This window comes from Halochromatium salexigens, assembly GCF_016653295.1.
GTDB classification, from domain to species: Bacteria; Pseudomonadota; Gammaproteobacteria; order Chromatiales; family Chromatiaceae; genus Lamprobacter; species Lamprobacter salexigens.
Genome location: NZ_NHSF01000026.1, coordinates 13,679 through 29,137, shown reverse-complemented (window position 1 = coordinate 29,137; position 15,459 = coordinate 13,679). Strand labels below are relative to the sequence as shown.

General features: G+C 64.6%; 15 protein-coding genes. 11 read left to right on the top strand and 4 right to left on the bottom strand.

What is annotated here, in order from left to right:
• The 4 genes from CCR82_RS04910 to rlmH form a co-directional block, all read right to left on the bottom strand.
• Nucleotides 1–2,005: YhdP family phospholipid transporter (locus tag CCR82_RS04910; protein WP_201244294.1), on the bottom strand; the 2,005-nt coding region annotated here is incomplete at its 3' end.
• A gap of 53 nt (nt 2,006–2,058) precedes the next feature.
• Nucleotides 2,059–3,513: a ribonuclease G gene (gene rng, locus CCR82_RS04905; RefSeq protein WP_201244293.1), complete on the bottom strand. Its 1,455-nt coding sequence runs from the start codon at nt 3,511–3,513 to the stop codon at nt 2,059–2,061.
• A gap of 70 nt (nt 3,514–3,583) precedes the next feature.
• Nucleotides 3,584–4,237, bottom strand: coding sequence for a Maf family protein (locus CCR82_RS04900; protein WP_207190922.1), 654 nt, complete (start codon nt 4,235–4,237; stop codon nt 3,584–3,586).
• 23 nt (nt 4,238–4,260) lie between these two features.
• Nucleotides 4,261–4,785 (bottom strand): 23S rRNA (pseudouridine(1915)-N(3))-methyltransferase RlmH, encoded by a 525-nt coding sequence (gene rlmH, locus CCR82_RS04895; protein WP_201244292.1) that lies wholly within the window; start codon nt 4,783–4,785, stop codon nt 4,261–4,263.
• Nucleotides 4,786–5,072: 287 nt separating this feature from the next.
• Here rlmH and CCR82_RS04890 point away from each other — a divergent pair, with 287 nt between their 5' ends.
• From CCR82_RS04890 to atpA, 11 genes are all read left to right on the top strand, one after another.
• Nucleotides 5,073–6,482, top strand: a complete 1,410-nt coding sequence (locus CCR82_RS04890; protein ID WP_338073101.1) for a lytic transglycosylase domain-containing protein — start codon at nt 5,073–5,075, stop codon at nt 6,480–6,482.
• Nucleotides 6,483–6,563: 81 nt separating this feature from the next.
• Nucleotides 6,564–8,486: a tRNA uridine-5-carboxymethylaminomethyl(34) synthesis enzyme MnmG gene (mnmG, locus tag CCR82_RS04885; RefSeq protein ID WP_201244290.1), complete on the top strand. Its 1,923-nt coding sequence runs from the start codon at nt 6,564–6,566 to the stop codon at nt 8,484–8,486.
• Nucleotide 8,487: 1 nt separating this feature from the next.
• Nucleotides 8,488–9,210: a 16S rRNA (guanine(527)-N(7))-methyltransferase RsmG gene (gene rsmG, locus CCR82_RS04880; RefSeq protein WP_201244289.1), complete on the top strand. Its 723-nt coding sequence runs from the start codon at nt 8,488–8,490 to the stop codon at nt 9,208–9,210.
• Nucleotides 9,203–9,997: a ParA family protein gene (locus tag CCR82_RS04875; RefSeq protein ID WP_201244288.1), complete on the top strand. Its 795-nt coding sequence runs from the start codon at nt 9,203–9,205 to the stop codon at nt 9,995–9,997. Before rsmG ends, CCR82_RS04875 begins: the two co-directional genes overlap by 8 nt.
• Before the next feature lie 42 nt (nt 9,998–10,039).
• A complete protein-coding gene (locus CCR82_RS04870) occupies nt 10,040–10,960 on the top strand; it encodes a ParB/RepB/Spo0J family partition protein (RefSeq protein WP_201244287.1) in 921 nt (306 codons plus the stop codon).
• Between the two features lie 301 nt (nt 10,961–11,261).
• Complete coding sequence (locus tag CCR82_RS04865; protein WP_201244286.1) at nt 11,262–11,624, top strand: ATP synthase subunit I; 363 nt, start codon at nt 11,262–11,264, stop codon at nt 11,622–11,624.
• A gap of 15 nt (nt 11,625–11,639) precedes the next feature.
• Entirely contained in the window at nt 11,640–12,506 is an 867-nt protein-coding gene (gene atpB / locus CCR82_RS04860; RefSeq protein WP_201244285.1) for a F0F1 ATP synthase subunit A, read from the top strand.
• A gap of 43 nt (nt 12,507–12,549) precedes the next feature.
• Nucleotides 12,550–12,783 (top strand): F0F1 ATP synthase subunit C, encoded by a 234-nt coding sequence (gene atpE / locus CCR82_RS04855; protein ID WP_200246175.1) that lies wholly within the window; start codon nt 12,550–12,552, stop codon nt 12,781–12,783.
• Nucleotides 12,784–12,843: 60 nt separating this feature from the next.
• On the top strand, nt 12,844–13,314 hold the full coding sequence (locus CCR82_RS04850) for a F0F1 ATP synthase subunit B (protein ID WP_201244284.1): 471 nt from the start codon (nt 12,844–12,846) through the stop codon (nt 13,312–13,314).
• 9 nt (nt 13,315–13,323) lie between these two features.
• On the top strand, nt 13,324–13,863 hold the full coding sequence (locus CCR82_RS04845) for a F0F1 ATP synthase subunit delta (protein ID WP_201244283.1): 540 nt from the start codon (nt 13,324–13,326) through the stop codon (nt 13,861–13,863).
• A gap of 13 nt (nt 13,864–13,876) precedes the next feature.
• A complete protein-coding gene (gene atpA, locus CCR82_RS04840; RefSeq protein ID WP_201244282.1) occupies nt 13,877–15,418 on the top strand; it encodes a F0F1 ATP synthase subunit alpha in 1,542 nt (513 codons plus the stop codon).
• Nucleotides 15,419–15,459 lie beyond the last annotated feature (41 nt).

Genomic DNA, 15,459 nt, shown 5'->3' with positions numbered 1-15,459 from the left:
GTTGGGGCGCGGCGGGTTGGGCGCCGCCGCCGTAGTCGAGCACGCCGTCGACCATGCGCAGCGCCAACAGGAAGCGCCCCTCCTGGCGATCGAATGGGAACCGATCGAGCGGGCCGCGCAGCAGCAGATCGCCGGATTCCAGATGCGCATCGACGATGGCCCTCAGCAGCCAGTCCGTGAGCCCCTCATCCATGATTCCGACCGGGAGCCACTGCGCAAGCGCCTCGATGCGCCCGTCACGCAGATGCGTGTGCAGGTCGATGAACGGATTGGCGCCGGAGGGATGCACGCAGAGGCTCAGCCGGGTCAGGGTCTCGAGGTAGGCGGTCTCGGCACGCAAGGCGTGGGTCCAGAGATGGATCGAGCCGGCCGGCATCAGGCGCCAGGCGAAGGCGCCATCCAGCGCGGTGAACCGATGGGGCTGGGCGAATAGCGGCTGCAGGTCGAGCTGGGTATCACGTCCGCCAAGGCGCGCCCGTCCACCCGTTGGACTCAGATCGATGTCGAGATCGAGTCCGGAGAAGGGCGGGATCTGGGTGCCGGCGCTGATGGCCAGGTCGTCGATCGTGCTCTTGAGGCGCCAATCGGCAAGGGCGGGTAGCCCTGGATCGGTCGGATTGGGACGCAGTTGCAGATGCACGGCGAGGTTGCGGGCCAGTCCACTGATGCGGCCTTCGGCAAGTGCGCTGACAGGTTCCGGGAGATCGGGAATGACCCGTGCACCGAACTCGGCGAGCGGGCCGATCGGGAGCGCGCCAATGGCTGCGAACAGGCGCGCCGCTGGGGCGGGCTTGGCAGCGGGGATAGCGTCATCTCGAGCTGGTGCGCGGCGGTAGCGCAGCGTGGCTGAGGTCGGCGACGATGCGCCGCTGCCGGGCAGCCTGAGTTCCCGGATGTCCAGCCGCCAGCCTTCGGCTTGCCGCTGCCAGCGGGCGAGCCCGGACAGATTGCCGAGTTGGAGCGCCGCGCGGGCATCATCGCCCTCGAGTTCGAGCCCCGCGATCCCGATCGTTGCCAGGGACTCGGTCAGGCGCCCCTGCTCGAGCCGATTCCAGCTCTTGACCTGGACGTCACTGGTGTGCAGGCCGAAGCTATCGGCGGCCCGCCTGTTCGTCGCCATTGACGCGCTGGCGATCGGCGCCAGATCGCCCCCCTCGGCCTTGAGATAGAGACGACCGGACCAGCGCTCGGGATGCGCCGCTGGCCCTTCGAGCTTGGCGAGCAGTTGCAGCGCCTTGATCGGCGCCCCGGTCCGCGCCCTGATCCGCGCTCCGATCCGCACCCAGTTGTCGGCAACATCAGTCGTGCGGGCCCGGACGCGCAGGTCATGGCGCCGTCCCTGATTGACGAGTTCGGCGACCTCGACGAACAGCGTTTGGGCTGGTGCTTCGGTGTCCGCGTCGTGCCAGCTGACCCGGCTGTCGAGCAACCGGACGCGGCCTTCGCGCAAGAAGAACGCGAGCGCCTGTGCATCATTGCCCTGCATCGCCTCGAGTCCGCGGATGCGGATGCGCCCCTCGGCGTCGCGGTGCGCGTGGATGTCGGCGCCAACGAGAGTAACCGCCTTGATCCGTGGCCGCCGGGCCACGAGCGATGCCACGAGATCGAGATCGACGCTCAGCGCTTGCGCGGCGAGCAACGGCTCATTCGATGCCTCGGCCGGCGCGGCCGATGCAGATGGTGCAGTTGATGCCGACGGCACGGATGGTATGGCGGACGCAGCTGATGCTGATGGCGTGGCCGACGCTGATGCCACAGATGGCGCGAGCAATTGTGCGTCCACGAACCTGAGTTCGGGCGAGAGCCCGCGCAAGCGGATCGACAAGGCGCCGACCTCGACATCAACGCCCAGAGTCTCGCCGAGACGTTCGACCAGGTCTTCGCGCAGGCCATCGGCGTGCGGAAGCAGCAGCCGCACGGCGATCGAGAGGATCGCCAATGCGATGATCGCGGCGGCAATTGTGGCAATCGCACCTTGGAAGAGCCAATGAAGGATTCGCGTCATCTGCTCTGGCTTTCTTAACCGACGTTAATCACTCGGCACTTCGGCCTCCGGCGTCAGATCAGGACCACATCGTACTGCTCCTGCGTATACAGCGACTCGGCCTGGAGCTTGATCGGCTTGCCGATGAACTCCTCGAGTTCGGCGAGATGACCGGATTCCTCGTCCAGCAGTCGGTCGATAACCTCTTGCGAGGCCAGCACCAGCAGTTGCTCGACCTCGAACTGGCGCGATTCGCGCAGGATCTCGCGAAAGATCTCGTAGCAGGTGGTCTCGGCGGTCTTCAGCGAGCCGCGCCCACCGCAGCAGGGGCAGGGCTCGCAGAGGATATGCTCGAGCGATTCGTGCGTGCGCTTGCGGGTCATCTCGACCAGGCCGAGCGCCGAGACCTCGGTGATGTGGGTCTTGGCATGATCGCGCGCGAGGCACTTCTCGAGCGCGCGCAGGACCTGGCGCTTGTGCTCCTCATCGGTCATATCGATGAAATCGATGATGATGATGCCGCCGAGGTTGCGCAGCCGCAGTTGCCGGCAGATCGCCTGCGCCGCCTCGAGGTTGGTCTTGAAGATGGTCTCCTCGAGGTTGCGGTGGCCGACGAAGGCGCCGGTGTTGACATCGATGGTGGTCATCGCCTCGGTCTGGTCGATCACCAGATGCCCGCCGGATTTGAGCTGCACCTTGCGCTGCAGGGCCTTCTGGATCTCGTCCTCGACGCCGTAGAGATCGAACAGTGGCCGCTCGCCACTGTAGTATTCGATGCGGTCGACGATCTCCGGGATATACTTGACCGCGAACGGGCGCGCCTTATCGACGGTGGCGCGCGAGTCGATCCGCACCCGCTCGACTTCGGGCGTCACTAGGTCGCGCAGCGCACGTAAGGCCAGCGGTAAATCATCGTGGATCAGGCCGATCTCGCTTGTGCTCGCGGCACGCTCGCGGATGCCATTCCAGAGCTTGGCCAGGAAGGCCATATCACGGCAGAGATCATCGTCGCTGACAGTCTCGGCAGCGGTGCGGGCGATATAGCCTCCGATCCCCTCGTGATCGTCAACATAAGTCTGCAAGACTTCGCGCAGACGCTTGCGCTCGTCATCGTCCTCGATCTTCTGCGACACGCCGGTGTTGCCGAGCCGAGGCATGAAGACCAGATAGCGCGAGGCGATCGAGATATTGGTGGTCAGGCGCGCGCCCTTGCTGCCAAGCGGGTCCTTGACGACCTGCACCAGAATCGGATCACCCTCCTTGACCAAGCTGGTGATGTGCTCGCTGCGGGCTTCGCCCTCGATGGTCATGATGTCGGAGGCGTGCAGGAACGCGGCCCGATCTAGGCCGATCTCGACGAAGGCGGCCTGCATGCCGGGTAGCACGCGGCAGATACGCCCACGATAAACGCTGCCGACCAGGCCGCAGCGCTGGGCACGCTCGATGATGATCTCCTGCACCACGCCGTTTTCGACCACCGCGACGCGGGTCTCCGGCGGGGTGACATTGATCAGGATTTCTTCGCTCATCGTTGAGCCGCGCGCTCGGCGATAGAATGGCTCGCTGGCATGGGTTTTGGTCTCATTAGGCAACCGCCGATTAGCCGGCGAGTGGGTCGATGCCGTGCTCGCGCAACAGCCTAGCCGTCTCAAACAGCGGCAGTCCGACCACATTGCTGTAGCTACCGCTGATCGCCTCGACGAAGATCGCGCCCCGGCCTTGCACCGCATAGGCGCCGGCCTTGTCTCGCGGCTCACCGCTGGCCCAGTAGGCTAGGGCCTCGTTGCGCGTGATGGGGCGCATGCTGACTTCGGTTCGCACTAGGACCTGACGTTCCCGTAGCGCTTGGCCGGATGTTGCGCATGCGCCCGGTTCGTGCCGCTGCCCCGAACCGGCGGTCGCGCTCAGCACGCTGACCGCGGTGAGGACCACATGGCTCTGGCCCGAGAGCAAGGCTAGCATTTGCAGCGCCCTCTCGGCATCCACGGGTTTGCCAAGGATATGATCGTCCACGACGACGGCGGTGTCGGCGGCAAGCAAGGGTCGGCGGACTGGCTCGGTCAATGTTGCCCAGCCCGCGCGCGCTTTAGCCTGTGCGATGCGGGTGACATAGGCTGCGGGTGTTTCGTCCGGCGCTGGCGTCTCGTCAGTGTCGGCGACCACGATCCCCGGGCGCAGACCCAGCTGCGCGAGCAGTTCGCGGCGCCGCGGCGAGCTGGAAGCTAGATAGAGGTCGATCGACGGTGCCGCCAATGGCTGAGTCCTCGAAGGATGCGTTATTCAGCTCCGCGGTGGTAAGGGTGGCCCTGGGTCAGGGTCCAGGCGCGGTAGAGTTGTTCGGCCAGGATGACACGCACCAGCGGATGCGGGAAGGTTAGCGGTGAAAGTGACCAGTGCCGCTCGGCGCGCGCCAAGCAGGCATCGGCGAGCCCATCCGGCCCACCAACCAGCAGCGCCAGGTCGCGTCCGCTTGCCAGCCACTTCTCAAGTTTGGCGGCGAGCGTCTCGGTGTTCCAGGCGCGGCCGCGCACATCCAAAGCGACTACCAGCGCGTTGTTCGGGATCGCTTTCAGCACCCGCTCGCCTTCGTCAGCAAGCAGCCGGGCGCGCTCCGCCGACGACAGCTGCGCGCGTTGTCCAGATTTGCCGCGGCCGCGGCTTAAGCCCTTGCTACGCGTAGCGGGTTCGATCTCGACCAACGAGAGCGCGCAGCTCGCGGGCAGACGTTTGGCATACTCGCTAAAACCGGCCTCGACCCAAACGGGCATACGCCGTCCGACGCTTAAAAGATGGATGCGCATTCTATCCTCGTCAGTACTTGCGGAATGGCTTCAGGTAAGCGAGGATTCCTTTTGTTTTCGCTCAGAATACCCGAGGAGGCCTTGGTCCCGTCATGAGCAAGCCGACGAGTAACAGCATCCTATCGTATAGAGGTCTTACCGGTCGGCTCAATCCGAGCCCGGCTTCACTGCCCGGCCAAACGTTTGCTCAAGCGTTTGCCTCTGCAATGGCCCCAAGGATAGCCTCAAGGGTTGTCTTCGTCTTCGCTATCGCGGCGGTCCTCGCGTTAAGTGGCTGTGGTGGTGGGGTGAATCTGTACGGGGATGGCGTTGCCAAGGTCAACTACGACACCACTGGCCCATTCCCGGTCCCCGAGGACATCCAGCCCAACGTCGATTTCTGGCGTCATGTCTACGGAGTGTGGAGCCGGGGTCAGGTCGCCTTTCACGACAACGAGCATATGGGCGTGATCTATGAGGTCGCCGAACTCCCGGGCCCAATCAAAGAAGGGTACACCAATGAGCAACGTGCCTGGGTGAAGTCGCGCCGGGCGTTCCACCGGGATCGGCTCCGCGCGCTCGAGCATAAGGTGCGCGAGCGCGCACCGCTCAGCGCCGCGGATAAGCAGTTGCTGGCCAAGATCGAGGAGGGTGCGGGCAAGGATGCGGTCTACGGCGCCTCGCAGCGGCTGCGCAGCCAGCGCGGCGTGCGCGAGCGCTTCAAGCGTGGGCTTGAGATCAGTGGCCGCTATGATCCGGAATTCCGTAAGATCATGCGCGCCAAGGGGGTGCCCGAGGATCTCGCCTACCTACCGCATGTCGAGTCCTCGTTCCAGACGCATGCGCGCTCCAGCGTGGGCGCGGCCGGTATCTGGCAGTTCATGCCGGCCACCGGTCGCGACTATGGGATGCGCGTCGATCGCACCCTCGATGAGCGTTTGGATCCGATCACCTGTGCCGATGGTGCGGCGCGCTATTTGTCAGCAGCGCATCGCAAGCTCGGCAACTGGCCGCTCGCCATCACCTCTTATAACCATGGCAAGGGCGGCATGGCCAACGCCAAGGCCCAGCACGGCGATGATATCGGCGAGATCGTGAAGCACTATAGGGGCCGTGCCTTCGGCTTCGCCTCACGCAATTTTTACGCCTCCTTCGTCGCCGCGCGCGAGGTGGCCGAGCATCCCAAGCGCTACTTCCCGGAAGGCGTGCGCTTCGAGGAGCCTTTATCGCATGATCGCTTGGTGCTGCGGACCGCGATGCCTGCCCAGCGGGTCGCCAGTCATTATGGCGTGCCCACGGCAAGTTTGGCCCGCTTGAATCTGCATTGGCGCGAGCGGGCGGTCGATGGTCGTGCCCACCTGCCGGCTGGGAGTACAGTCTGGCTGCCGGCCGGGAGCATAGAGCGGGTGGCCGCGCAACCGCCGGCTTATCGAGATCGGAGCAGCGCGCCCTCGAATGCGACGCTGGCGGCGCGTCACGAAACCGGCTCGGCGGGCGAGTCGGCGAGCACTGCGTCTAAGCAGGACACCGCAACGCCGGCCGGTAAGACCAAATCGGTCAGCGCGCCGGTGAAATATCATGTCGTCAAGCCCGATGAAACCCTCTACCGGGTCGCGGTCAGCAACGGCATCTCGGTCGATAAGCTGCGCAAGCTCAACCACATCAGCCCGAACGACAACACCATCCGCGTCGGTCAGAAGCTGCGGGTGAGCGGCTGAAACCGTCGGGCGTGATCGCTGCCCCCATCGCCGGTGGATTCGCATTATCATGGCGGATCGCCGCGAGAGGAACCGAGACGCATGTGGGCAGAACACGAGTATGAGGTCATCGTCGTCGGTGGCGGCCACGCCGGCACCGAGGCGGCCTTGGCCGCCGCCCGCGTCGGCGCGCGCACCCTGCTGCTGACCCACAATATCGAGACCATCGGCCAGATGAGCTGCAATCCGGCCATCGGCGGCATCGGCAAGGGCCATCTGGTACGCGAGATCGACGCCCTGGGCGGGCTCATGGCGCGCGCGGCCGATCATGCCGGTATCCAGTTCCGGGTGCTGAATCGCCGCAAGGGGCCGGCGGTGCGCGCGACCCGCGCCCAGGCCGACCGGGCGCTCTATCGCGCGGCGGTGCGCGCTGCCGTGGAGAGCGCGCCGAATCTGGACCTGTTCCAACAGGCGGTCGATGATCTGCTGGTCGAGTCCACGGGGCAGGGCGAGCGCGTCGTCGGCGTGCGCACCCAGATGGGGCTCGAGTGCCGCGCGCGGACGGTGGTGCTGACGGTCGGCACCTTTCTCGGCGGCAAGATCCACATCGGGCTCAGCAATTATCAAGGCGGGCGCGCCGGTGATCCGCCGGCGAATGCCTTGGCCGCGCGTCTGCGCGCGCTACCCTTGCGAGTCGAGCGACTGAAGACCGGCACGCCACCGCGCATCGCCGCGCGCAGCATCGATTACAGCCAGCTCGCCGAGCAGCCAGGCGATACGCCGGTGCCGGTGTTCTCCTATCTCGGCAGTGCCGGCGAGCATCCGCGCCAGATCAGTTGCCACATCGCCCGCACCACTGAGCGCACGCATGCGATCATCCGGGGCGGGCTGTCGCGCTCGCCGATGTATTCGGGCGTGATCGAGAGCATCGGCCCGCGCTACTGTCCGTCGATCGAGGATAAGATCGTGCGCTTCGCCGACAAAACCTCGCATCAGCTCTTCGTCGAGCCGGAGGGGCTCGAGAGCGGCGAGGTCTATCCGAACGGTATCTCGACCAGCCTGCCGTTCGATGTGCAGCAGGCGCTGGTGCGCTCGATCCCGGGCTTCGAGCAGGCACATCTGACCCGCCCCGGCTATGCGATCGAGTACGACTTCTTCGATCCGCGCGATCTCGCGCCCTCGCTCGAGACCCAGTGCGTCTCGGGGCTGTTCTTCGCTGGCCAGATCAATGGCACCACCGGCTATGAGGAGGCGGCCGCCCAGGGCCTGCTCGCGGGTGTCAACGCCGCGCGTCAGGTGCGCGACCTTGCGCCCTGGTCGCCGCGCCGGGACGAGGCCTATCTCGGGGTGCTGGTCGATGATCTGATCACACGCGGCACCAATGAGCCGTACCGGATGTTCACCAGCCGCGCCGAGTATCGGCTGATGCTGCGCGAGGACAATGCCGATCTGCGCCTGACCGAGACCGGGCGCCGGCTCGGGCTGGTGGATGATGCGCGCTGGCGCCGCTTCGAGGCCAAGCGCGAGGCCATCGCGCGCGAGCAGCAGCGCCTGCGCGCCTGCTGGGTGCGACCGGGCACCGCGCTGGCGGCCGAGGTCGAGCGGCGCACCGGCGAGCCGATCAAGCGCGAGGCGCGGGCGCTGGAGCTGCTGGCGCGCCCGGCGGTGACGTATCGGGCGCTGGTCGCCTGCACCGAGATCGGTGACCCGCTCGCGGTGACCTCGGGGAGCGACGCCAGTCCTCATGCGGACGCCTGCGCGATGGCCGAGCAGGTCGAGATCCAGGCCACCTACGGCGGCTATCTGGCGCGCCAGCACGATGAGATCGCGCGTCAACGTGGTCAGGAGACGCGCTCGCTGCCGGTGGATTTCGATTATGCGCAGGTGCGGGGATTGTCGGCCGAGGTCAGCGAGAAGCTGCGGCGGGTGCGACCGACGACGCTGGGGCAGGCGGCGCGGATTCCGGGGGTGACGCCGGCGGCGGTGTCGCTGTTGCTGATCCATCTGAAGCGCCTGAGTGCTTGAGGTGTCGACGCGAGCGGGTCATGATGCGGCGGCTGCGCCCGAGCTGCGGGCGCGGTTGGATGCGGGGCTGGCGGCCATGGCGCCGGCTGTCACCGAGGCATTAGATGTGACGGCGCGTGACCAGTTGGTGCAGTATGTGCAGTTGCTCGCGCGCTGGAATCGGGCCTATAACCTGACCGCCGTGCGCGATCCGCGCGAGCAGGTGGCGCGCCATCTGCTCGATAGCCTGGCGGTGTTGCCCTGGGTCGGGCGCGGGCCGGTGCTGGATCTCGGTACCGGGGCCGGGCTGCCGGGGATTCCGCTGGCGATCGCCCGGCCCGAGCTGGCCTTTACCCTGCTGGATAGCAACGGCAAGAAGACGCGCTTCGTGCGCCAGGCGGTGTTGGAGCTTGGGCTCGATCAGGTCGAGGTGATCCAGAGTCGGCTCGAGACGTACCGGCCGGCGCGCAAATTCGCTACCATTGTCGCCCGCGCCCTGGCGTCCTTGCCGGACCTCTATCGCGGCGCGCAGAACATGGCCAGTGACGATGCCCGCCTATTGGCGCTGAAAGGTCGCTTGGCCCAAGATGAGCTGAACAGTCTGCTTACATGTCTTTCAGCCACTGACGCCGCAGCGGCCGACGCCCGGCTCGCTGAACCCTGTATCCATCCTCTCGTTGTTCCTGGCATCGACGGCGAGCGCTCCCTGATTGAGGTCCCCCTCGGCAGCAGTATCCATGGCTAGTATCAGAACCATTGCCATCGCCAACCAGAAGGGCGGTGTCGGTAAAACGACCACAGCGGTGAATCTGGCCGCGTCCCTGGCCGCAGCGGGTCGGCGCGTGCTGTTGATCGATCTCGACCCCCAAGGCAACGCAACCATGGGTGTCGGCATCGCCAAGAACGAACTCGAGCGCACCGGCTGCGATCTGCTCATGGGCGAGGCCGGCTTTGCCGAGTGCGTGCGGAGGCTCGATGCGCCGGCGCCGGGGTTTGATCTGCTGCCCTCGAATGGCGATATGACCGCAGCGGAGGTCGGGTTGATGCAATCAGAGCAGCGTGAGCGTGCCCTAGCAGAGGTCCTCGCCGGGGTTGCCGATGCCTATGAGGTCGTGCTCATCGATTGTCCGCCGTCGTTGAATATGCTGACGGTGAACGCGCTGGTTGCCGCCGATGGGGTGCTGATCCCGATCCAATGCGAGTACTACGCGCTCGAGGGCCTGTCGGCGTTGCTCGATACCGTCGAACAGATCCGCAGCAACCGAAATCCCGGGCTGCGCATTGAGGGCATCCTGCGCACCATGCATGATCCGCGCAACAATCTCGCCAATCAGGTCTCGACCCAATTGGTGAGCCATTTCACCGACGAGGTCTATCGCACAATCATCCCGCGTAACGTCCGTCTGGCCGAGGCCCCCAGCCACGGGCTCCCGGCCTTGCTCTATGATCGTGGCTCGCGCGGGTCGGTTGCCTATCAAGCGCTCGCCAGCGAGGTGCTGCGCCGTCGTGAGCGGACGCCGAGTGCGGCCTAGCGGCATGCGCCAACGTCTCGCCAGCTTGGAGTCTCAGCGCCGATGACCGCTGTAAAGAAAAAAGGGCTGGGCCGAGGGCTCGACGCACTGCTGGGCGGTGCGCGCGATGCGGAGGCCCTGGCATCGAATCCGGAGCAGGCGCCGACCAATGCCGATGCGCTGATCGAACCCGTGATCGGCGAGCCGGTGCGCGAGCTGGCGCTGGATCGGATCCAGCGCGGGCGTTATCAGCCGCGGCGGGATTTTGATGAAGAGCGGATGCGGGAGCTGGCTGATTCGATCGCCGTGCAAGGTGTGATTCAGCCCATCGTGGTGCGTCCGGTCGGACCTGATCGCTACGAGATCGTTGCCGGCGAGCGGCGTTGGCGCGCGAGTCAGCAGGCTGGCCTTGATCGCATTCCAGTGGTGGTGCGCGAGGTCACCGAGCAGGCCGCGCTCGCGATCGCGTTGATCGAGAATATCCAGCGCGATGATCTGAATCCGCTCGAGGAGGCCGGGGCGCTGCGTCGCCTGCTCGATGACTTCGGCCTCAGTCATCTGCAGGTGGCCGAGGCGGTGGGCAAGTCCCGCAGTACGGTCAGCAATCTGCTGCGCTTGCTCGAACTCGAGGACGGGGTCAAGACCCTGTTGGACGAGGGGGGCCTTGAGATGGGGCATGCCCGCGCCCTGTTAGGGGTGCGCGGCGATGTGCAGGTCGAGGTGGCGCGGCAGGTGGTGATGCGCGGACTTTCGGTGCGCGAGACCGAGCGCTTGATACGTCGGGTCCAGGCCGATGCCGAGGCGCCGGAGGGGACCCGTTCCCAACCTGATCCGGACCCAAATATCCGCCGCCTTCAGGACGATCTCGCCGAGCGTCTCGGGGCGCGGGTGGCGATCCAGCATGGCAACAAGGGCACCGGGCGGTTGGTGATTAACTACAACAGCCTGGATGAACTCGACGGCATCCTGGCGCATATCCAGTAATCCAGTAGCGGTGTCCAGTCGCCACGACGAGTATAGGTAATCTCGATGGTTTCTATCGATATCACGAAGACCGGTGTTCGCTCGAGCCCTAGTGGGCACTGCTGAGGTTTTGATTAGTAAGCAATTTTATCTCGTTCACCCGGCTTCGCGAATCGCGTTCGACGGGCCGTTTCAGCCTTGATGTCGGCATCCGACGGTCTATCGACGTTGACCGGTATATTCAGAGGAACTTATACTTCGCCAGCTTTAGGAGGGCGGCCGAATTTCAACCAAAACGGAAAGACTGGATCTTCCAGACCGCGTGCAACTCAAACGGTTGCTCGTCTGGCAAGTCATCGCTGCGGCAACGGCCGTTGCCGTGGTATTCCCGTTTGGTAAAAATGCGATGCTCGCGGCGGCGATGGGCGCTGCCGCCTGCCTTCTCGCGAATTGGTACTTCGCCTACCGTGTCTTTCAGCGCTATCGGGCGCGAGAGCCGGGTCAGTTGCTCGCCCGTATCTATGGTGCTGAGCTTGCGAAGATTGCAATAGCCCTAGCCGTTTTCGGCCTGGCATTCGCGACGATGGAGGATCTGAATCCGCTGGCACTCTTTGGTGCCTATCTGGCGGTCCAGATCGTGCCAGCGATCGTCGCCCAGCGCCCGGATGCACGCTCGAACAGCTAAGAAGAGACCTCATCGATGGCCACTGCAGAGCTTACCGCCAGCGACTACATCCAACACCATTTGACCAACCTGACGCTGGGCTGGCTCCCGGACCAGGGTCTGGTGTTCGCCCACGATGCCGAGGAAGCGGCGGCCATGGGTTTTTGGGCCTTGCACGTCGACAGCCTGCTCTGGTCGATCGGTCTTGGCGTGCTCTTCCTGATCGGGTTTCGCAAGGTGGCGGAGAACGTCACCGCCGGCGTGCCCGGCAAGGCGCAGAACTTCATCGAATGGGTCATCGACTTCGTCAACGAGAATGTGCGCGGCTCGTTCAGCGCCAAGAACGACATGGTCGCCCCGCTCGCGCTGACCATCTTCGCCTGGGTCTTCCTGATGAACCTGATGGACCTGGTGCCGGTGGATCTGATCCCCTGGGCCTTTGGCCAGTTCATGGGGCTGTTCGGTGCCGATCCACATCACGTCTACATGCGTGTGGTGCCGACCACCGATCCGAACATCACCTTCGGCATGGCGCTGGCGGTGTTCTTCCTGGTGCTCTACTACAGCATCAAGGTCAAGGGCGTGGGCGGCTTCGTCGGCGAGCTGACCTTGCACCCGTTTGGCAAGTTCGGCCTGCCGGCCAACCTCATCCTCGAGGGCATCAGCCTCCTGTCGAAGCCGCTCTCGCTCTCGCTGCGACTGTTCGGCAACATGTATGCCGGTGAGATGATCTTCATCCTGGTCGCGCTGATGTACGGTCACAACCTGGTGCTCGACCTCGGTGGCGGGGCACTGCAATTGGCCTGGGCGATCTTCCATATCCTGATCATCACCTTGCAGGCCTTCATCTTCATGGTGCTGACCATCGTCTATCTGGACATGGCGCATCAGACCGATCACTGATCTCTTCCTTTCACACAACACAGTCTCCCGAGGGGGAATTCAAATGGAAATCGCAGAAGCTCTTATCATCGTCGCGGCCGGTCTGATGCTGGGTCTGGGTGCCATCGGCGCCGGTGTCGGCATCGGTGTGCTCGGTGGTCGTTTCCTGGAAGGTGCCGCGCGTCAGCCCGAGCTGATCCCGATGCTGCGCACCCAGTTCTTCATCGTCATGGGCCTGACCGACGCGCTGCCAGTCATCGCCATCGCGATGGGTCTGTACGCGATGTTCGCCCTCTGATCTCGTCTCGTCCCGGACGGACAGCACCGCTCACCGCGCGTCCCCCAACGAGGCAATAGGATGAACATCAATTTGACCCTGATCAGCCAGATGATCGCCTTCGCGGTCTTCGTGGCGTTTTGTATGAAATACGTCTGGCCGCCGATCATGAAGGCGCTCGACGAACGGGCGACCAAGATCGCCGAAGGGCTCGCAGCTGCCGAACGCGGCCAGCAAGAGCAAGAGATCGGCCGCCAAAAGGCGCTCGAAGAGATGAAGGCGGCCAAGACCAAGGCGGCCGATATCGTCGCGCAGGCGCAAAAGCGCTACAACGAGGTCATGGACGAGGCCAAGCGTGACGCGCAAGGCGAGGCCGAGCGCATCAGGACGGCCGCGCACGCCGAGATCGAGCAGGAGACCAATCGGGCGCGCGAGGAATTGCGCGAGCGCATGGCAACGCTGGCCGTGGCCGCTGCCGAGAAGGTCCTTGAGAAAGAGGTCGATGCCAGTGCGCACAAGGCGCTGCTCGACTCGTTCGCGAAACAGCTTTAGGACACGTCGATGGCCGGAGACAGCACAACCATCGCGCGACCCTACGCCGAGGCCGCCTTCGAGGTGGCCCAGGCCGGTCACACTCTGGACGCTTGGTCGGCGGCGCTGAACAAGCTCGCCGCCATCGTGGCCGACTCCCAGGTCGCGTCGCAGATCGGAAATCCAAATCTCAGCGATAGCACGCTGCTCGACCTGATCTTTGGCGTCGTCGGCGAGGGGTTGAGCGTCGAGGTCCAGAACCTGGTGCGTCTGCTCGCCGAGAACGAGCGCCTGAGCATCCTGCCGGATCTGGCGCGTCTGTTCGAGGCCCGCAAGACGGCGGCTCAGGGCGTGCGCCACATCCAGGTTCGCAGCGCCTACGCCCTCTCGGACGCCGAGCAGGAGAGCCTGCGCTCGACGCTGAAGCGCCATTTCGGCGCCGATGTGGAGCTGACGGTCGAAGACGACCCCACCTTGATCGGCGGTCTCGAGGTGCGTGCCGATGACGTCGTCATCGACGCCTCGGTACGCGGCAGGCTGCAGCAGCTGGCTAACGAATTGCAATTCTGAACGGGACACCGCCATGCAACTCAATCCCTCCGAGATCAGTGATCTCATCAAACAGAAGATCGAGCAGTTCGACATCAAGACCGAGGCGCGAGCCGAGGGCACGATCGTCAGCCTGACCGATGGTATCGTCCGCATCTATGGGCTCTCCGATGCCCAGTACTACGAGATGCTGGAATTTCCGAACAACACCTTCGGCCTGGCGCTGAACCTCGAGCGCGACTCGGTCGGTGCCGTGATCCTCGGCGACTACACGCATCTGTCCGAAGGCGACTGGGCGCGCTGCACCGGTCGCGTGCTCGAGGTGCCGGTCGGCGAAGGGCTGCTCGGTCGCGTCGTCGATCCGCTCGGTAACGCCCTCGATGGCAAGGGCCCGGTCGAGGCCGCCGCGCAATCCTCGATCGAGAAGATCGCCCCTGGTGTTATCGCCCGCCAGTCGGTCGATCAGCCGATGCAGACCGGCCTCAAGGCTATTGATGCCATGGTCCCGGTTGGCCGCGGTCAGCGCGAGCTGATCATCGGTGACCGTCAGACGGGAAAGACCGCAGTCGCCATCGACGCGATCATCAACCAGAAGGGCACAGGTGTTAAGTGTATCTACGTCGCCGTCGGCCAGAAGAACTCCTCGGTCGCCGCCGTGCAGCGCAAGCTCGAAGAGCACGGTGCGATGGAGCACACCATCATCGTCCATGCCGGCGCCTCGGACTCGGCGGCCCTGCAGTTCATCGCGCCCTACGCGGGCTGTGCGATGGGCGAGTATTTCCGCGACAAGGGTGAAGACGCGCTGATCGTCTACGACGACCTGACCAAGCAGGCCTGGGCCTATCGGCAGGTCTCGCTGTTGCTGCGTCGGCCGCCGGGGCGTGAGGCCTATCCGGGTGATGTCTTCTATCTGCACTCGCGTCTGCTCGAGCGCGCCGCGCGCATCAACGCCGATGAGGTCGAGAAGCTCACCAATGGTAAGGTCAAGGGTCAGACCGGCTCGCTTACCGCATTGCCGATCATCGAAACCCAGGCTGGTGACGTCTCGGCTTTCGTCCCGACCAACGTGATCTCGATTACTGATGGTCAGATCTTCCTCGAAAGTGACCTATTCAACGCTGGTATTCGCCCCGCGATCAATGCGGGTCTTTCGGTGTCGCGTGTCGGCGGCTCGGCCCAGACCAAGATCATCAAGAAGCTCGGCGGTGGTATCCGGTTGGCGCTGGCCCAATTCCGTGAGCTAGCGGCCTTCTCGCAGTTCGCCTCCGACCTCGATGAAGCAACCCGTAAGCAGCTCGAGCGCGGCGAGCGCGTGACCGAGCTGATGAAACAGCTGCAGTATCACCCGCTCAACGTGGGCGAGATGGCGGTCTCGCTGTTCGCGGCGAACGAGGGCTATCTTGATGATGTCGAGGTCAAGAAGGTCGTCGACTTCGAACGCGCCTTGCAGGGCTACATGGCAAGCAGCCACAAGGCCTTGCTCGACGATATTAACGCCTCGGGTAAGTACGACGATGAGGTTAAGAGCGCCCTGCACAGCGCGCTCAAGGACTTCAAGGCCAACAACACCTGGTAAGAGGGGTTGAACCCTAGGGGGCTTTACAGGGCCCCTCAGGT